The following is a 16,866-nucleotide window of genomic DNA, read 5'->3' on the forward strand; positions in this document are numbered from 1 at the left end:
CATGTTCGAATTCACGCTGTGGGACATCGCCCGAAACCTGTTGCTGGCGATGCGCTGGACCATCGGTTTGTCGCTGATCGCCTTCATCGGCGGCGGTTTGGTGGGCGCACTGCTGGTGGTGCTGCGCTTGACCGGCAACCGTTTTGTGCGCGGGCTGGTGATGCTTTACGTGCAGTTGTTTCAGGGCACGCCGCTGCTGTTGCAATTGTTTCTGGTGTATTTCGGTCTGGCCATGTTCGGCATCGAAACCACCCCGCTGGTGGCCGCGTCGGTGTGCCTGACCTTGTACGCCAGCGCTTATCTCACCGAGATCTGGCGCGGCAACATCGAGTCCATCGCGCTGGGCCAATGGGAAGCGTCCAGCAGTCTGGCGCTGACGTTCGGCGAGCAGATGCGCTACGTGATCCTGCCCCAGGCAGTACGCGTCGGCATCGCCCCCACCGTCGGTTTCATGGTGCAGGTGGTCAAGGCCACGGCGCTGACTTCGGTGATCGGTTTCGTCGAAATGACCCGCGCCGGACAGATCATCACCAACGCCACGTTCCAACCGTTTTTCATCTATGGCTCGGTCGCGTTGATGTACTTCGCGCTGTGCTTTCCGCTGTCCTGGTACAGCCGCGTGCTTGAACAGAAACTGCGCCGATAGAGGGCCGACAACATGAAGACTTCACCCACTCAACACCTCTCCCCCGGCTTTGCACTGGTCGACATTCGCGGCCTGCGCAAACGCTTCGGCGACAACGAAGTGCTCAAGGGCGTGGACCTGCAGATCGCCCGCAAGGAAGTGGTGTGCATCATCGGCAAAAGCGGTTCGGGCAAGAGCACGCTGCTGCGCTGCATGAACGGGCTTGAGGCGTATCAGGAAGGCAGCGTCACGGTCGACGGCCAGTTGGTGCGTCCGGATGACCGCAATGGGCTGCGCGAACTGCGCCAGAACGTCGGCATGATTTTTCAGAATTTCAACCTGTTCCCGCATTTGAGCGCCGGGCAGAACGTGATGCTTGCGCCGCGTCTTGTGCAGAAAACTTCAAGCGCCGAGGCCGAACGTCACGCGCGCAAATTGCTCACGCGGGTTGGCTTGGGCGAGCGCTTCGATGCCTTCCCGGATCAGTTGTCCGGTGGCCAGCAACAGCGAGTGGCGATCGCCCGTTCGCTGGCGATGAACCCGCAGGTCTTGCTCTGCGATGAGATCACGTCTGCGCTCGACCCGGAGCTGGTCGGCGAAGTGTTGCAGGTGGTCGAAGGCCTGGCCAAAGAAGGCATGACGCTGATCATGGTCACCCACGAAATGGCCTTCGCGCGCCGGGTCAGTGACCGGGTGATCTTCATGCACCAAGGCCTGGTGCATGAGTCCGGCGAACCCGAAACCCTCTTTTCCAATCCCCAAACCCCCGAGCTGCGCCGCTTCCTTTCGATGGAAGGCTGATCGCTTTTTCGCTGTGGTTTTTACTTATTTTGTTCAGGAGACACCCATGGACTTCCCACTGACCGTTCCACCGTCCAAGAAACACCAGAGCTTTTTGTGGTCGCCGATCTGCACTGACCTTGACACCCTTGACGCCCACGTCGCGATCATCGGCATGCCGTTCGGCAAGGCCTACGTGGCCGAGCACATCACCTGCGACCAAAGCAGAGCGCCGGATGCGATTCGTGCCATGAGCGATCGCATCTGCCGCGCCCTGCACCACTACGACTTCGACGTCGGCGGCCCGATCTACGACAACCGCGCGCTGAAAGTGGTGGACTGCGGCAACGTCCCGGCGGACCCGACCGACCTCAACAGCCACGGCCTGCGTTCCGAGCAGGCGATCCGCAAGATTCTCGATGCGGGCGCGTTGCCGATCATCCTCGGTGGCGACCACAGCATTCCGATCCCGATCCTGCGCGCCTACGAAGGTCGCGGCGAGATCACCCTGATCCACATCGACGCGCACCTGGATTGGCGCGATGAGATCAACGGCGTGCGCGACGGCTTGTCGAGCCCGATCCGCCGCGCTTCGGAGATGGAGCATATCGGCGAGATCTTCCAGATCGGCCTGCGCGCCCAGGGCAGCGGCCGCCCAGGGGACTTCCAGGCGGCGGTGGATTACGGCGCGCATCTGATCACCGCGTATGACGTGCACGACAACGGCATGCAGTCGGTGCTGGACATGATTCCGGACAACGGCAATTACTACCTGACCATCGACGCTGATGGCCTTGATCCTTCGATCATGCCGGGTGTGGCCGGACCTGCGTTGGGCGGCATCACTTACGTGCAGATCCGCAAGCTGATTCACGGGCTGGTGAACAAGGGCAAAGTGGTCGGCATGGACATCGTCGAAATCACTCCGAGCACCGACGTCAACAACATCAGCTGCATCACGGCCGGACGCTTGATTGTCAACCTGATCGGCGCCGCTGTGCGGGCTGATTATTTCGACGCGCCGCCGGTGTCCGACGCGGTCGTTTGACCTTTTTTAATCGAGGCCAGGGAACGGCCGACTTCACTTTTATCGTTCGATGAATAGCAGGCCCATCATGCCCACTCATACTCGCATCCGCATGTTCAACACCAAGGACACCTACCCCAATCAGAAGCTCGACAACGACCTGTGCCAAGCCGTGCGCGCAGGCAATACCGTGTACGTGCGCGGGCAGTTGGGGACTGATTTCGAAGGCAATCTGATTGGCTTGGGGGACGCCGGCGCTCAAGCTGAGCAGGCGATGAAGAACATCAAGCAGCTGTTGGAAGAAGCTGGCAGCCAGTTGCAGGACATCGTCAAGATCACCATTTACCTGATCGACCCGCGCTACCGCGAGGAGGTGTATCTGGTGGTGGGGAAATGGCTGAAGGGGGTGTTTCCGATCTCTACCGGGTTGGTGGTGTCGGCGTTGGGGCAGCCACAATGGCTGATGGAAATCGACGTGATTGCGGTGATTCCCGAAGCGTGATCCTGAAGGCAGACGCCACATGGGCCGTCTGCCTTGGCGCATGATCAGTCGTTACGACGGCTCAACAACCGAGTCAGCAACATCGCGACACCTGCGGCGATGGCCACGCTTGCCAGGGGCCGGCGTTTGGCGAATGAAGTGACTTCATCCAGCACGTCGCCGTACTGCTCTTGCAGTTCACCTGCTGTCTGGCGGATTTTGCCTTCGGCTTTCAGGCGATCATTGCCGGTCAGGTCACCGGCCCAGTCCTGAGCCTTGCCTGCAACCTGCTCTACCGCGCCTTTGATTTGTTCGGCTTTCATGGTGTTTTCCTTATCTGCTTTCTTGAATGAGAAGCCGGACGCGCAATGCATTGGTTGCCCGGCATGTGATCAAGAGTAGAAAAAGCGTTCATCGGCCAACAGGTGAATTCGAGGGGGTTGGCGTAGTGCATTTGCACCTGACTGTCGCGCTAGCCTACCGTCGCCATGACCCCACGCTATCGCGCAGCTGGCCTAAATTCCGTGGGAGCGGACCTGTCCGCGAAGACGAGGTCATGGTCAATACACATGTGTCGGATGTACCGTCCCCTTCGCGGACAGGTCCGCTCCCACGGTCTCCCGCCCAGTCAAAAACGCCGGTTTATGATCACTCCGACTTACAGTCATCAATCATCTACTTGCCCTTCTCGCGCTTTTTACCCGCGAACAGGTGGCGCTCGCGGGCCCAGACGATGGCTTCGCTGCGGCTATGAACGTCGAGTTTGGAGTACACCGTCGCGACGTGATTGCGCACGGTGTTGGGCGCCAGCTTGAGCCGCGCGGCGATTTCCTTGTCGGCCAGGCCTTCGCAGATCAAGCCCAACACTTCACGTTCGCGTGCGGTCAAATCGGTGAACGAGGCATTGGGCACGGTGCTCGCATTGACGCTTTTGGCATTCGCCAGTTTCTCGATCAGTGTCTGGCTGAACCACGATGCGTCCTGCATCACTTCCTCGATCGCTTCCACCAACTCTAGCTCTGAGCGCTTGCGTTCGGTGATGTCCATCAGCACCAGCAGATAACAGGCTTTGTCCTGAATGATCACAGTGTCAGCCGCCAGCACGCAGTCGATGACCTCGTCACCCTTCTTGCGCAGCTTGATGTCCAGGCCCTGGACGTTCCCGGTTTTTTCCAGGCCATCGAACAGTTGCTCTGTGACACCTTTGCCCTCGATGAAATCAAGCTCCGCCACCGAGCGCCCCGTCAGCTCCATCGCGCTGTAGCCGAAGGTATTGAGGAACGCTTCATTTGCATCCACGACGTGCTGACGGTCGGCGCTGCACACCAGGGTCGGCACCGGTGTCAGCCGGAACGCCTTGGCAAAACGCTCTTCACTCTGGCGCAGGGCGGTTTCAGCCTTGCGCCGGGGTTCCAGGTCGGTAAAGGAGAACAACATGCAGTCCTCCTCATTCATGTCCAACGGCTGGCCGGCGACGATCACCAGCTTGGTGCCGCCCTCCGGCAATCTCAGCTCGGCCTGCATTTGCGGAATGGTCGCACCCTGGTTCAGACGCTCGATGGCGAGGTCCTTGCGCTCGGCGTTTTCCAGTACATCGAGTTCATAGACCGAGCGACCGATGACGTTGTCGCGGGTGTGCCCGGTCATCTCCAGAAAGCCCTGATTGACCTTGATGTAGCGCAAGTCGCTCAGGCGGCAGATCACGGCAGGCGCGGGATTGGCGTTGAAGGTTTTCTCGAAGCGCTGTTCGGCGCTGGCCCATTCGGTGGCGTCGGCGATGATCAGCACCAGCGATTCAGGCGCGCCTTGCTGGTCTTCGATGATCATGCTGCGAATGCGGTGGACTTTCGTGCGCTCTTGTTCATCGCCCACCGCGCTCACTTCAACGACCACATCGCTGAAGCTGTCCCCCGCCGCGACCCGACTGAAGGGGTATTGATCGGCATCAAGCGGGTGGTTGTTGCGGTAGCGCAAGGCGAAGCGCTCGCGGTATTGGTCGCCGTTGGTGCCAAGCTCGGCGAGCTTGCTGACGCCGTGCATTTGCAACGCGGCTTCGTTGGCCCAGAGGATGGTCTGGTCGGGTTCGAGCAAGATCACGCCATCGGACAACCCCGAGATGATCTGCTGTAACTGACGGCGATTGGTTTCACGGGCAAGCACGGCCTCAATCATTCACTGCGCTCCTCAAACGCTGCAAGCTATATTGGCAGCTCCGGTATCCGACCTGAGGGTTTCACGTTAGTGCAGTTGGTGTGAGATAAGCGGCAGTCCGGGTCACGCGAGCCCCTGTAGGAGCTGACGAGCAACGCGAGGCTTCGGGGTCGCGCTCGACCGATGCGGTTCAGCTGACACGCTTCAGATGGTGTGTATATCCGTTATTTGGGTGTGTCTGATATCGATTTCGCTGGTGCGGATAACGCGATCCCCTGTAGGAGCTGACGAGCACCGCGAGGCTGCGATGCGGTGTAGCTGACACGCTTCAGATGGTGTGTATATCCGTTGTTTTTGGTGTTGCTGATATTGGTTCCGCTCTTACAGCGGGTCACTTTTTCCAAGAGCCGAAAAAGTAACCAAAAAGGCCCTGCTCCGATGTCCGGCCCTCCTTCGTCGGGCCAAACCGGGAGCAAAGCACTTTTGGTTACTTTTGTCGCTTTTACAAAAGTGACCCGCTGTAAAAGCGGAACCATAACAACAGCACACGCAGATAACGGATATATACACAATCCAAAGATGATCGCTCCCCCACTCTGCGTGGTAGCGCTTCTCATGACGCTCCGCGTCATTGGACGCGGAGCGTCCGGGCTGCATTCCCACGCGGAGCGTGAGGAACGATCAGGCTTTCTCATTCGCTTTTGATCTTCATCCACGCCAGCCCAGACACCACAAAACGCGACTTGGGTGCAGGCCGAACGCAGGCGGCGCGCAGTGGGATGGCGGGCAGGGACGCCCGCCAAGCGCCGTCAGGACATGGATGTCCGTTCGGCGCGTGCCCACGGAGCGTCTCCGGAGTGAGGGAATCCGACGAAGTCGGGCCAAACCAGGAGCAGGGCCTTTTTGGTTACTTTTTTGGCTCTTGAAAAAAGTGACCCGCCGTAAGGGCGGAACCATAACCACAGCCCACACAAATAACGGATATACACACCATCCCGGTACACCAGCCCCACCGCATCGCGACCGTCGTTACCTCCGATTGCTCCTACAAGGGACCGAGTGACACGCAGCAAGATCGTCCACCGTAGATAACGGATATACACACCATCCCGATACACCCGAAATACCGCATCGCGACCGTTGTTACCTCCGATTGCTCCCACAGGGGATCGAGTGATCCTCAACGTATTAGTTCATCTGCATCGACTGCACTGCCCCCTGCGGCCGGAGCAATTGCATCTGCTGACGATAATCATCAGTGACCTGCCTCGCCTGGCTGCTGCTATTGATGACGCGCGGGGTGATGAGCACCAGCAACTCAGTACGGTCCTTGGACTTGCTGCTATTACCGAACAACCACTTCAGCCCCGGCACACGCCCCAGATACGGCACAGCGCTGACCGATTCACTGTTGTCCTGCTTGATCAAACCGCCCAACAACACCGTCTGCCCGCTCTGCGCCGCCACTTGCGTGGACACCGAACGGGTAGAGATGCGCGGGTTGCCGTTGACCAGCACACTGTCGTCGGCATCGCTAACCTGCTGCTGGATATCCATGTACACCAGACCGCCCGGATTGATCCGCGGCACGACGTTCAGGATGACGCCGGTTTGCAGGTACTCGACGCTGCTCAGGGTGGTGTCGGAGGTGCTGGTGTTGACCGTGGTCTGGCTGATCGGGATGTTGTCGCCGACCTGAATCTGCGCGTTCTGGTTGTTCATCACCACCAGCGACGGCGCCGACAGCACCTGCGTGCGGCCATTGCTTTCCAGCGCGTGAATCGCCACCTGCAAATTGGTGCTGACGAAGGAATAAAACAGTGAATCGGTCGAGCCCAACGAGGCCCCGCCACCGCCCAGCGCGCCTTGGCTGCCAGCGGTATTGGCGACAGTGGTGCTGGTGGAATTACCGGCCAGACGACCGAGGTACCACTGCACGCCCTGATCCAGTTCGCCGGTCAGTTTGACCTCGAGAATCCGCGTCTCGATCTGTACCTGCAACGGCGGATTGTCCAGACGCTTGATGGCCGCTTCGATCTCTTTCCATTGCGCCGGGCGCGTGCGCACCAGCAACTGATTGCTGCTCTTCTGGGCGGAAATCCGGGTGCTGGCGTCCAGGCCTTTTTTGCTGCCGGACTCATCCGACCCTGCCGACTCAGTGCCGTCGCCGGTTTCGCTGTCAGCGCTTTCATCTTCGCCGGCAGTCGCTTGATCCTCAGCGCCTGAATCCTGCTGATTCATTCCGCTATTCAAACCACCGCCACTGCTCAGTCCACCGCTGCTGCTGTTGCCGCCGAGGCCGCCGCCCAGGCCACCTGAGCCGCTGCTGTTGCTGGTCAGCGAAGACATCGAGCGGGTGCGCAAACCGGGCGCGACCTTGGCCGCCGACTCTTCCTTAATCGCCCCGGTGCCGTAGATCTGGCGCAGGTATTTGGCCAGATCAGTGGCCTTCATGTTGCGCACGTCGTAGACGTACATCTGCGGCTCGTTGCCGCCGCCTTCATCGATGGTATGAATCCAGGTGCCGACTTCGTTCAGGTATTCCGGCTGCGAGGAGAACGCCACCACCGAGTTGGTGCGTTCGATGGGCAGGAATCTCACCATGCCCGCCAGCGGCATACCGCTGTTGGGGCCGAACATTTTTTGCAGCTCGGGCATCAACTCGCCCACCGAAGCGCGCTGCAAACCGAACACGCCCACCGACATGCCCTTGAGCCAATCGACATCGAAGGTGTCGATGGTCTGCTGATAGTTCGCCAACTCCTCGGGCGTACCCGCCAGGCTCAACACATTTCGCGCCGGGTCCACCAGCAAGAAGGCATTTTCCCGAGCGAACGGCTTGAGCAGTTTCTGCATTTCGGTGGCGGAGATGTAGCTCAACGGGAACAGCCGCGCCGACAACCCTGCCGACGGCTGCGCGGTGGACATCTGCGGCACCATTTTTCCGGTGATCGCCTGACTGGCAGGCAGAATCATGTAGCGATTGCCCTGGCGAATCATCGCGTTGTCGGTCCACGACAATAGCGTCTCAAGAATCGACAACGCCTGCTGCTTGTCCACCGGTTTGGAGGTGGAGAAACTGACATCGCCCTTCACCCCTTCGGCGATGCTGTAGCTCTCATGCAGCAGGTCGCCCATGACGCTGTTGACCACCGCCTGAATCGGCTGGTTGGTGAAGTTGAAGACGATATCGCCGCCTGCGGCTTCCTGGTTCCCCGTGGCGCCAACCGGCTGAGCCACGGCCTTGACCGCAGGCGTGCGCACGAAGCGCTGATTGCCCTTGATCACCTGGCGGGTCGGCGCGCTGGCCGCAGGTTGCTGTTGCGAATCCAGCGGGATCTGCTCGCTGCGCGGGTCCACCGGCGGACGTTGCGAACCTGTTCCCTGTAGCGCTTCACGCAGCATCCCGCTGTCTGGATCGAGTGTGTTGGGCGAGGTCGCGCAGCCACCAAGGGCGACGGCGGTGGCCAGGCAAAGCAAGGGTGTGCGCAAAGTAGCGATGTTACTCACTCCTGAGAAAGGGTTCATGGCGTGGATTCGTTGGAAAGGGAAATCGGGGGTTCGGTGGACGGCGGAGGCAGTTTCAGCACCGGCAGAGTCAGGGACTCGCTGCGGCCATCGAGCGTGAAACGCGCTCGCAGCGGCGTCAGTGACTCAAGCGTCCAGCCGTTGGGCAGGCGCTCGCCGCGATGGACCTTGAGCGCCGGGCCACTTTTCTCGCGGATGAACGCAACCTGCATGTCGCCGTTGAGGATGACGCCAGTGAGGGTCAGACCGGCCAGACTTGAGGCCTGCGTGGATTTGCGCAGCGACACATCCGGGGTGCGATCAGTGCTGAACAACGGCGTTTGCCAGGTGTTCGACAGGCTGGCCAGTTCAGCGGCGGGCACGTTCGGTGCCTGTTGCGCAGCGACGTTTTGACGAGGCGCACGGGCTTCCAGCCAATCGGCGGAATGGCCCATGCCGCTGAGCACGAAGGCGACCAGCAACAGCAGCAGTGCGGCGACAGCGGCCAAGGCTATTTCGACTGTTTTCAATGAACCGATCATGGCGTGGCCTGCTCAGCGGCGGTGTCTTGGCCGGCAGTGGCCGCCTGCGCAATCGGCGCCGGTTGCAGATAACCGCGCACCAGCAAATGTGCGACCAGCTTGCCCGCGCCACCCTTGAGCGGTGCGTTGGCGTCGCGACGAATGCTCATGTCGTCGACGAACAGAAAGGGCCGCTGGTACTCCAGTTCATGCAGGATCGCCATCAACGGCTCGATGCCGCACTCCAGGGTCAAACTGACTTTGACCTGACGATAAGGCTCGTTGCCCTCTTGTTCCGGGGTGATCGGCATGCGCTGGGTCAGGCTGCAACCGGCGCCGGTGTCGGCATGACTGGCGATCAGATCGGCTACCCGCTGCATCAAATCGGCAGCCACGGCGCTGGGGTCTTCGCCGGGCAACAGGCTGGTGCTGCTGGCCGGGTCCTTTTGCGCCTTTTGCAGTTGCTTGCGCAGGGAGTCACCCTGTTGCAGCAGGCCAGCGTATCGCTGTTGCTGGCTGCGCAGCTGATCGGCCTGCTCGTCGAGATTGCGCAAGGGACCGGCGAACCAGCTGTCGATCAGCAGCCAATACGCGGCGCACAGCACGAAAGCCAGGACGATCAGCGCGGCGCCGCGACGTTCACGGGGTGTCAGGGGTCGACGCATGTGCGGCCTCCTGGTGTAAGTGGGCGCGCAGGGAAAAGTGGTCTTTGCCGGTGTCGGCATCGGGCTGAATCACGCCCTGAAATTGCGGATTCTCCAAACTGCGGCAGTCCTTGAGACGGGCGATCAAGGCGCTGGCCTTCGCGCTCTGGCCGCTGAGCGAAACCTCGGCGCTGTCATCGATTTCCAGCTGATCGATCCAGGTGTCTTTGGGCAGGCACGCTGTCAGTTCGCTGAGCAAAGCGGCCATGGTCGGCTGCGCGGCTTTGCGTTGCGCCAGGTATTGAACGGCGCCCTGGGTGTTGGTCAGTTGCTGACGCAGTTGCTGGATCTGCGCGACATCGCCTTTTTGTGCCTGCACGGTGGCCTGCATCTCATCCAGCAACTGCTGGCGATCCTGCAACCACAGCACCATCACCGCGATCAGCAATCCGCCACACAGCCAGGCCAGTTTACGCTGCCAGCCGCGTCCGGTTCGGGCTTGCGCGGGACGCAGCGAATGGGGCAGCAGATCAATGCCCATCTGCATGCCTTCTTTGGTGGACACGTCGACGATATTGGGCGTCAGGCCAAGGTCCGCGCATTCCGCGAGAATCTTGTCCAGCCGTGCGCGGGCAATGGCGACCAGCGTGACTTGCACCAAGCCAGCGCTGCGGCCGTCCTGCCGCGCCACGTAATACAGCTGATCGCGGGGGAACGGCGTGAACTTGTCCAGCTCGTAGCCGACCACCGACATCAAGTCCCGGGACGCCGCCAAGGGCAATTGCAGGCGCTGAACCATCACCGCTGAAACCGGCAACATCAGCACTTGTCGAGCATCGCTGCGGCGGGTCGCCAATGGCGCGCTCAAAGGCCATTGCCAAGTTTGCACCGGGGTTTCGTCCACCAGCCAATGCCGCGCGCGCGCAGGCAAGCAGCCGCGCAACTCGTCGAGCCACAGCTGCCACAAGCGTTGCGCGGGGCTTGCCCGCCACTGCCTGACGATCACGTCGAGACGGGCACGGACCGGCGCCATTCGCGCTGAAGATAAAAGACTCATTCTTGCCAACGCAGCACCCGATAAGGCTGAGCGTTACCCTCCGATGGGTTCAATAAAACAGTGGTTTGTAACCGGGCGCTGTAACCGCTCGGCAGCTGTGCCTGACTTTCGATGGTGACCACGTCCCCCGGATCGGCGCCGACCGCCGCCTGATTGGGCATGTTCAAGGCGCGCTTCAACAGCGGCGTGGCGAAGGCCGGTTCCGGCCGGTCCAGACCGCTCCACAGCGTGACTTCCGGGAGCAGACGGCTGTAGAGCACTTGCGTCATGCCCGGCAGTTGCCGCAGTTCTTCGATCACCCGCAGTGGCGGTTCATCACCGCCACGTCTGGCTTGCAGCGCTTTGGCAAGCTGCGCCGCCTGATTGCGAGTGGCGCCGCAGGCCTGAGCCACCTTCGACACGTCATCGACCTGCGCCGCGTTCAGGTCCAGCTTGCCGCGCTCGCTGGTCACGCCCACCACCAGTTGCGCCTCGTCAAAACGCAGCGGCGTGCCGCGACCGTCAGCGACCCAGCGTGGGCGATGTGACTTGTCGAGCAGCGCCTGCACCGCCTGATTCATCCCCGCCTCGGCGGCCAGTAACGCCTGAGTGTGCTGGCGTTGCCAGAGCCCCTGACGGGTTTCAAGTTGCACCCAACCGGCCAGACCGCCGAGCAAGAGGCTGAGCAAGGCCAGTGCCCACAACACCAGCAACAGGGCGATGCCCTTTTGTCTTTTCATCCGCCCGTCCCGCCGGACAAGTCCAGACGCAAGGCAACCACTTCGGTCGGCCAGCCCACCGGGCCTTTCATCTGCACCTCAATGCGTACCGCACGGGGTAAACGGTTGGGCCACGGCCACGGCGAGACCCAACCGGTGGGCTCACCCTTCGCCGTGAAGCCGCGGTAACTCAGGTTCATGCTGCGCACCCCGTGCAACAACACCTGCGGTTCGCCCCAGGCGCGCAGCACATTGCCTTGCACCTGAGCGAAGGCGATCTGCAAGCGCCGATCCGATTCAGGGCCGCCCAGCTCAACGGTGTGCAGTTGAATGCCGCCGCCGAGATTACCGGGCAAGGTCGCAACGAACTGCAAGCGCTGGGCAGAACCCTCGAAAAACCCCGAGCTTTCGCTGTCATTTTCCGAGGTGTCCAGCGGCAACGCCTGGCTGATGGCGCTGCGCAAAAACGTCTGCGCGGCGCGGCGTTCATCCAGGCTCGCGGTGTAGCGATCGGCCTTGAGCACCGCTCGATTGGCGCCCAGAATCGCGCCGCCGACCAGGGTCAACAGCACCGCCAGCAGGCTCAGCACGATCATGATTTCCAGCAGCGTGAAGCCACGCTGATGCTGATGTGAGTGCCTGATCACAGACTGGCCCCCTTGGCAGGGCTGACCAGTCGCAAGGTGCTGAACTGGGCGCGACGTCGGCCTTCGCTGACGGTCAGGTCCAAACGCATCAAGCGCGATTGTCCGGCTTTGGAGGACTGCTCCGAGACCGCCAATGCCCAGTGAATGTCGCCATCGAATACGCCTTCCTGGGTGCCGCTTTGCAGTGCGCCTATGCCCTGATCATCGAGCACCGAGCGCGCTGCCTGGCTAAGACGATCACTGCGCTCGACCTGTTGCAACGAGCGCGCGCTCTGCCCGAACGCCACCAGCAATACGCTGCTGCACACGGCCATGACCACCAGCGCGGCGAGCATTTCCAATAACGTAAAACCCTGTTCGCGCCTGTTCATTTCAGCGCTCGACTCTTGACGCTGCCGGTGAGCCAGCCCACGTCGATGCGCCAGTTGCGCTCGCCATGAAACAACACCAGATTGCCGCCGCTGGAGCTTCCGTCAGGATTGAAAGCAAAGGCGGAGTCCAGATCGGCGGCGGTGTTGACTTGCACGCCCAAGTCCGCAGGCCATTGCTGTACGCGCTGACCCGGCGCCTGAAAAGTGCGCTGTTTCAAATCGAATTTCGTCTCGGCAATCTGACCGCTGACGATCGCCGCACTGCGGGTCGTGCGCAGCGCCTGCACCATCTGCCCGACCACTTGCCGTTCGCTGGCCGAGCGCAAACCCTGAGACAAGCCGAACCCGACCAGCGCGATGCCGATGCTCATCAAGACGATGACCACCAGCATTTCCAGTAGGGTAAAACCACGGCTTTTAGCAGGCGCGATCATGGCGTCGGATTATTCCCAGTTGCCCAGGTCAGCGCTGTAGCCGTCGCCGCCGGGTTGGCCGTCTTGACCGTAGAAGATCAGGTCGAACGAGCCGTGCTGACCGGGGAAGCGATAGCCGAACGCGTGGCCGAACGGGTCTTTGATGTCCGAAGGTTTGGCGTATGGACCAGCCCAGCCGGCGGCGTTGGCCGGTTTTTCCACCAGTTGCTGAAGGCTTTTCGGTGGCGAGCCCATGTCCAGGCCGTAGCTCTCGACCTTCATCGACAGGCTTGCCAGTTGCGCCTTGCCCGCGCCGTATTTGCCCTTGTCGACGTTGCCGCCCACCTGACGCACGACGATGGTCGCGACGATGCCCAACAGCACGATCACGGCGAGCATTTCCAGCAGGGTGAAACCGCGCTGGCGGCGGGTTGGAGCGTTGAATTGGGTGCGCTTCATTGCAGGGCTTTCCTCGTGAAAATCGTCAAAAAGGGTTCAAATATTGCTGGTCAGGCTCATCAGCGGCAGCATGATGGCGAGCATGATCACCGCCACCAGTGCGGCCATGACCACGGTCAATGTGGGGACGAGGGCCGCCAGCATGCGGTCGATGCCGCGCTTGGCTTCGACGTCGAATACGTCGGCCACTTTGAGCAGCATCTTGTCCAGTTCGCCGGCCTGTTCGCCGACCTCGATCATTTGCAGCGCAAGGTCCGGCAACAGCGGATTAGCGCCAAAGGCACTGGCCAGGGTGCCGCCACCTTTCACCGACTCGCTGGCCTGTTCCACCTGCTGTTGCAATGCGCGATTGGTGCAAACCTGTCGCGCGATCACCAACGCTTGCAGCAACGCCACGCCGTTACTCAACAGCGTGCCAAGGGTGCGCGCCAATCGCGCCGCTTCGATGCGCTGCAACAGCGGGCCGATGATTCGGGTTTTCAATAAACGGCGGTCGCGGCGCAGGCGGCGTTGCGGATCGCGCAGGCGCAAGGCCATTCCCCACACCAGCGCGATGATCCCGCCCAGCACCAACAATCCGTAGGCGCCGAGAAATTGCCCGAGCCACAGAATGGCTTTGGTAATAAAGGGAATCGGGACGCCCAGATCTCGAAAAATCGGCACGAACTGCGGCACCACGTACGCCAGTAAAAGCGCCAGCGCACCCAGAACGCCGACTACCAAAAAGGCCGGGTAGATAAGAGCGTTGATCACTTCGCCGCGTAGCAGCTGGCTGCGCTCTAAATAATCGCTGAGCTGGCGCAGGGTGTTTTCCAACGCCCCGCCCGCCTCGCCCGCACGGACCATGCTGATGTACAGCGGCGAGAACTGGCGGCCCTCTTCTTCCAGCGCCACCGACAGCGGTTTACCGGCTTTGACCTGTTCGCGAATGCGCTCGATCAAGGCGCGGGTCTGCGGCTGGCCGGGTTGCTTGAGCAGAATGGTCAGCGAGCGTTCCAGCGGCTGACCGGCGCCCAGCAGGGTCGCCAGTTGTTGGGTGAAGCTCATCAGCGCCGCGCCATTCAGGGTGCCGCGACCCAACGCCTGCCGCAGGCCGCCCAGACTTGAAGCTTCTATATGCAGCAGCATCAGCCCGCGTTTGTGCAGCAGCGCGACGGCCGTGTCTTTGTCTTTAGCTTCGAGCACGCCGTGTTGTTCGGCGCCCTGGCCGTCAAGGGCACGGTATTTGAACGGGGTCATGTCATTCGCCTCGGGTTACGCGCAGCACTTCTTCGAGCGAAGTGACGCCAGCCACCGCCTGGCGCAGGCCTTCTTCGTGCAGCGTGCGCAAACCCGAACGGCGGGCGGCCTGCTCCAGCGTGGAGGCGTCGGCGTGGCGCATCAGCAGGCCGCGCAACTCTTCATTCATCACCAGCAATTCAGTGATCGCGCTGCGGCCGCGATAACCGCCACCGGGCGCATCGGCGCGCGGACGATACAGCCGAATCGGGCGCTCATCGGTGAAGCGATGAAGTTCGTGTTCGTCGATCAACTCCTGCGGCGCTTCGAAGGCTTCGCGGGTTTCTGGATCGAGGCGACGCACCAGGCGCTGGGCCAGAATGCCGTTGACGGTCGAGGCGATCAGGTAACTTTCGACGCCCATGTCCAGCAGCCGCGTGATACTCGCCGCGGCGCTGTTGGTGTGCAGCGTCGAGAGCACCAGGTGGCCGGTGAGCGAGGACTGAATGGCGATGCGGCAGGTTTCCAGGTCGCGCATCTCACCAATCATGATCACGTCCGGGTCCTGACGCACGATGGAACGCAGCGCGCCCGCAAAGTCCAGACCGATGGCCGGTTTGACCTGAATCTGGTTGATGCCTTCGAGTTGGTATTCCACCGGGTCTTCCACGGTGATGATTTTGCGCTCGGCGGTGTTGAGCTGCGACAGCGCCGTATAAAGGGTGGTGGTTTTGCCGGAGCCAGTCGGGCCCGTCACCAGCAAAATGCCGTGGGGCCGTTGGAGCACATCGAGAAACGCATCGAGGCGGTCGCCGTCGAAACCCAGGCTCTGGAAATCGAAATTGATGGTCTGCCGGTCCAGCAAACGCATGACCACCGATTCGCCGAAACTGGTGGGCACCGTGGACACCCGCAAATCCAGCTCCTTGCCCTGGATGCGCAGCATGATCCGGCCGTCTTGGGGCAGGCGACGCTCGGCGATGTCCAGCCGGGCCATGATCTTCACTCGGGAGATGACCGCCGCCGAAGAACTGGACGGCGGCGCTTCAGCTTCGTGCAGCACGCCGTCGATGCGGTAACGCACTTTGAGCTGGCTTTCGAACGGCTCTATATGAATGTCGGAGGCGCGCTGTTCGACGGCGCGTTGCAGGATCAGGTTGACCAGACGAATAACCGGCGCTTCGGAGGCCAGGTCCTTGAGGTGCTCGATGTCTTCCAGCGAACCGCCCTCTTCGTCGAGGTTTTCGATCAGGGTGCCCATCGCCGAACGGCCCTGGCCGTAATAACGCTCGATCAGGGTTTCCACGTCATTGCGTGGCCCGATTGACAGCCGGACCGGGACTTCACAGCCGTAGGCAATCGCTTCAAGGGCGAACAGCTCGGTTGGATTGGCGGCCAGAACGTGCAAACCGTCATCCCGCCATTCCAGCGGCACCACCTGATAGTGGCGCATGAAGCGCTCGGTCAACGGCGGCAGCGGATCGATCAGCGCGGGAGCTGCATCGGCGACGATCAACGGTGCCTGCAGCAAGGCGGCCCAGGCGCGGGCCATTTCAAACTCGGACACCAGACCCAGTCGCGTCAGCAGCGCCAGCAACTCGGCGCCTTCGGACTCAGCAAGCAAGCGCCGGGCGCGGTCCAGATCAGCGGCTTTAAGGCCTGCGTTCTCGCCCAGCCAGGCGCAGAGCTGCTCGGCATCCGGAATCTGCAATTGGGTAGCGTCGACGGGGTTTGGAGACATAAGCAGCAAGAATTCTGTGTAGATCGAAGGAGCAAACGGCTCCCGCTTGGGGAGGGAGCCGGTCGAGAAACCTCAGAACATCAGTTCGAGGATTTCGACGAGGTGCCACTGGTGGTCGTGCTTGAGCTGCTGCTCTGCGGACGGCCGCCTTTGGTCACTTCGGTTTTCTGCTTTTTCACAGCCTTGGCGTCTTGGGACTGGGTCATTACCGTGGAGTCCGTTGCGCCGGAAGTGGCGTCGGCATCCGTGGACTCTGCAGCCATTGCAGCGCCACAAAGTGTCAGGCCAAGAACAACACTCGCACCAATCAGGGGCAGTTTCATAAACTTTCTCCACATCAATTAAATAAAAAGCAGTGCGCACTGCCCTGAAATTACCAGACCAGAGGCTCAAACTAAGAAAGTGGAGCTAAGTGCCACCAGAAGAACAGCGACGAGCACCCGAAATTTCTTAAACCTATCGACCCAATGGTTTAGCGAAGGTTCAGTACTTTGTAAAAGAAAGTGTCAAATCACGCAATTTACAG

18 protein-coding genes are annotated in these 16,866 nt (G+C 61.1%); 4 read left to right on the forward strand and 14 right to left on the reverse strand.

Annotation, left to right across the window (positions count from 1 at the left end):
• The first annotated feature begins 1 nt into the window (after window position 1).
• The 4 genes from ACWKWM_RS19190 to ACWKWM_RS19205 all read left to right on the forward strand — a co-directional run bounded on the left by ACWKWM_RS19190 (window position 2) and on the right by ACWKWM_RS19205 (window position 2,934).
• A complete protein-coding gene (locus ACWKWM_RS19190) occupies window positions 2-646 on the forward strand; it encodes an amino acid ABC transporter permease (protein WP_483847649.1) in 645 nt (214 codons plus the stop codon).
• Window positions 647-658: 12 nt separating this feature from the next.
• Window positions 659-1,426 carry an amino acid ABC transporter ATP-binding protein gene (locus ACWKWM_RS19195; RefSeq protein WP_483847650.1) on the forward strand — a complete coding sequence of 256 codons (768 nt, stop codon included), beginning with the start codon at window positions 659-661 and terminating at the stop codon, window positions 1,424-1,426.
• A 46-nt stretch (window positions 1,427-1,472) separates the two neighbouring features.
• Window positions 1,473-2,453 carry an agmatinase gene (locus ACWKWM_RS19200; protein ID WP_483847651.1) on the forward strand — a complete coding sequence of 327 codons (981 nt, stop codon included), beginning with the start codon at window positions 1,473-1,475 and terminating at the stop codon, window positions 2,451-2,453.
• A gap of 67 nt (window positions 2,454-2,520) precedes the next feature.
• Entirely contained in the window at window positions 2,521-2,934 is a 414-nt protein-coding gene (locus tag ACWKWM_RS19205) for a RidA family protein (RefSeq protein ID WP_483847652.1), read from the forward strand.
• A 44-nt stretch (window positions 2,935-2,978) separates the two neighbouring features.
• Here ACWKWM_RS19205 and ACWKWM_RS19210 read toward each other — a convergent pair whose 3' ends face one another.
• From ACWKWM_RS19210 to ACWKWM_RS19275, 14 genes are all read right to left on the reverse strand, one after another.
• The gene (locus ACWKWM_RS19210) at window positions 2,979-3,236 is read right to left on the reverse strand and encodes a CsbD family protein (protein WP_483847653.1); all 258 of its coding nucleotides are present in this window, start codon (window positions 3,234-3,236) and stop codon (window positions 2,979-2,981) included.
• A gap of 352 nt (window positions 3,237-3,588) precedes the next feature.
• Complete coding sequence (locus ACWKWM_RS19215; RefSeq protein ID WP_483847654.1) at window positions 3,589-5,085, reverse strand: helix-turn-helix transcriptional regulator; 1,497 nt, start codon at window positions 5,083-5,085, stop codon at window positions 3,589-3,591.
• 1,167 nt (window positions 5,086-6,252) lie between these two features.
• Window positions 6,253-8,592: a type II secretion system secretin GspD gene (gene gspD, locus ACWKWM_RS19220; RefSeq protein ID WP_483847655.1), complete on the reverse strand. Its 2,340-nt coding sequence runs from the start codon at window positions 8,590-8,592 to the stop codon at window positions 6,253-6,255.
• The gene (locus ACWKWM_RS19225; RefSeq protein ID WP_483847656.1) at window positions 8,589-9,113 is read right to left on the reverse strand and encodes a type II secretion system protein N; all 525 of its coding nucleotides are present in this window, start codon (window positions 9,111-9,113) and stop codon (window positions 8,589-8,591) included. The genes gspD and ACWKWM_RS19225 overlap by 4 nt, the downstream gene beginning before the upstream one ends.
• On the reverse strand, window positions 9,110-9,757 hold the full coding sequence (gspM, locus tag ACWKWM_RS19230) for a type II secretion system protein GspM (RefSeq protein WP_483847657.1): 648 nt from the start codon (window positions 9,755-9,757) through the stop codon (window positions 9,110-9,112). The genes ACWKWM_RS19225 and gspM overlap by 4 nt, the downstream gene beginning before the upstream one ends.
• The gene (locus ACWKWM_RS19235; RefSeq protein WP_483847658.1) at window positions 9,732-10,793 is read right to left on the reverse strand and encodes a PilN domain-containing protein; all 1,062 of its coding nucleotides are present in this window, start codon (window positions 10,791-10,793) and stop codon (window positions 9,732-9,734) included. Before ACWKWM_RS19235 ends, gspM begins: the two co-directional genes overlap by 26 nt.
• Entirely contained in the window at window positions 10,790-11,512 is a 723-nt protein-coding gene (locus ACWKWM_RS19240; protein WP_483847659.1) for a type II secretion system minor pseudopilin GspK, read from the reverse strand. The genes ACWKWM_RS19235 and ACWKWM_RS19240 overlap by 4 nt, the downstream gene beginning before the upstream one ends.
• Window positions 11,509-12,135, reverse strand: coding sequence for a type II secretion system protein GspJ (locus ACWKWM_RS19245; protein WP_483847706.1), 627 nt, complete (start codon window positions 12,133-12,135; stop codon window positions 11,509-11,511). Before ACWKWM_RS19245 ends, ACWKWM_RS19240 begins: the two co-directional genes overlap by 4 nt.
• Complete coding sequence (locus tag ACWKWM_RS19250; protein WP_483847660.1) at window positions 12,135-12,509, reverse strand: type II secretion system protein; 375 nt, start codon at window positions 12,507-12,509, stop codon at window positions 12,135-12,137. The genes ACWKWM_RS19245 and ACWKWM_RS19250 overlap by 1 nt, the downstream gene beginning before the upstream one ends.
• Window positions 12,506-12,943, reverse strand: a complete 438-nt coding sequence (locus ACWKWM_RS19255) for a GspH/FimT family pseudopilin (protein WP_483847661.1) — start codon at window positions 12,941-12,943, stop codon at window positions 12,506-12,508. The genes ACWKWM_RS19250 and ACWKWM_RS19255 overlap by 4 nt, the downstream gene beginning before the upstream one ends.
• A 9-nt stretch (window positions 12,944-12,952) precedes the next feature.
• Window positions 12,953-13,381: a type II secretion system major pseudopilin GspG gene (gene gspG, locus ACWKWM_RS19260; protein WP_483847662.1), complete on the reverse strand. Its 429-nt coding sequence runs from the start codon at window positions 13,379-13,381 to the stop codon at window positions 12,953-12,955.
• 36 nt (window positions 13,382-13,417) lie between these two features.
• The gene (gene gspF, locus ACWKWM_RS19265; RefSeq protein ID WP_483838761.1) at window positions 13,418-14,620 is read right to left on the reverse strand and encodes a type II secretion system inner membrane protein GspF; all 1,203 of its coding nucleotides are present in this window, start codon (window positions 14,618-14,620) and stop codon (window positions 13,418-13,420) included.
• A 1-nt stretch (window position 14,621) separates the two neighbouring features.
• Window positions 14,622-16,340, reverse strand: a complete 1,719-nt coding sequence (gene gspE / locus ACWKWM_RS19270) for a type II secretion system ATPase GspE (RefSeq protein ID WP_483847663.1) — start codon at window positions 16,338-16,340, stop codon at window positions 14,622-14,624.
• An 80-nt stretch (window positions 16,341-16,420) separates the two neighbouring features.
• Window positions 16,421-16,663: a hypothetical protein gene (locus ACWKWM_RS19275; protein ID WP_483847664.1), complete on the reverse strand. Its 243-nt coding sequence runs from the start codon at window positions 16,661-16,663 to the stop codon at window positions 16,421-16,423.
• Window positions 16,664-16,866 lie beyond the last annotated feature (203 nt).

Source organism: Pseudomonas rosaeacicularis (genome assembly GCF_057128745.1).

Bases quoted from the DNA above. Each gene is read 5' to 3' on its own strand.
- ACWKWM_RS19205 (WP_483847652.1), top strand. From the start codon at position 2,521: ATGCCCACTCATACTCGCATCCGCATGTTCAACACCAAGGACACCTAC.
- ACWKWM_RS19240 (WP_483847659.1), bottom strand. From the start codon at position 11,512: ATGAAAAGACAAAAGGGCATCGCCCTGTTGCTGGTGTTGTGGGCACTG.
- ACWKWM_RS19195 (WP_483847650.1), top strand. From the start codon at position 659: ATGAAGACTTCACCCACTCAACACCTCTCCCCCGGCTTTGCACTGGTC.
- gspF (WP_483838761.1), bottom strand. From the start codon at position 14,620: ATGACCCCGTTCAAATACCGTGCCCTTGACGGCCAGGGCGCCGAACAA.
- gspE (WP_483847663.1), bottom strand. From the start codon at position 16,340: ATGTCTCCAAACCCCGTCGACGCTACCCAATTGCAGATTCCGGATGCC.
- ACWKWM_RS19250 (WP_483847660.1), bottom strand. From the start codon at position 12,509: ATGAACAGGCGCGAACAGGGTTTTACGTTATTGGAAATGCTCGCCGCG.
- ACWKWM_RS19210 (WP_483847653.1), bottom strand. From the start codon at position 3,236: ATGAAAGCCGAACAAATCAAAGGCGCGGTAGAGCAGGTTGCAGGCAAG.
- ACWKWM_RS19190 (WP_483847649.1), top strand. From the start codon at position 2: ATGTTCGAATTCACGCTGTGGGACATCGCCCGAAACCTGTTGCTGGCG.
- ACWKWM_RS19215 (WP_483847654.1), bottom strand. From the start codon at position 5,085: ATGATTGAGGCCGTGCTTGCCCGTGAAACCAATCGCCGTCAGTTACAG.
- gspD (WP_483847655.1), bottom strand. From the start codon at position 8,592: ATGAACCCTTTCTCAGGAGTGAGTAACATCGCTACTTTGCGCACACCC.
- ACWKWM_RS19235 (WP_483847658.1), bottom strand. From the start codon at position 10,793: ATGAGTCTTTTATCTTCAGCGCGAATGGCGCCGGTCCGTGCCCGTCTC.
- ACWKWM_RS19275 (WP_483847664.1), bottom strand. From the start codon at position 16,663: ATGAAACTGCCCCTGATTGGTGCGAGTGTTGTTCTTGGCCTGACACTT.
- gspG (WP_483847662.1), bottom strand. From the start codon at position 13,381: ATGAAGCGCACCCAATTCAACGCTCCAACCCGCCGCCAGCGCGGTTTC.
- ACWKWM_RS19255 (WP_483847661.1), bottom strand. From the start codon at position 12,943: ATGATCGCGCCTGCTAAAAGCCGTGGTTTTACCCTACTGGAAATGCTG.
- gspM (WP_483847657.1), bottom strand. From the start codon at position 9,757: ATGCGTCGACCCCTGACACCCCGTGAACGTCGCGGCGCCGCGCTGATC.
- ACWKWM_RS19200 (WP_483847651.1), top strand. From the start codon at position 1,473: ATGGACTTCCCACTGACCGTTCCACCGTCCAAGAAACACCAGAGCTTT.
- ACWKWM_RS19225 (WP_483847656.1), bottom strand. From the start codon at position 9,113: ATGATCGGTTCATTGAAAACAGTCGAAATAGCCTTGGCCGCTGTCGCC.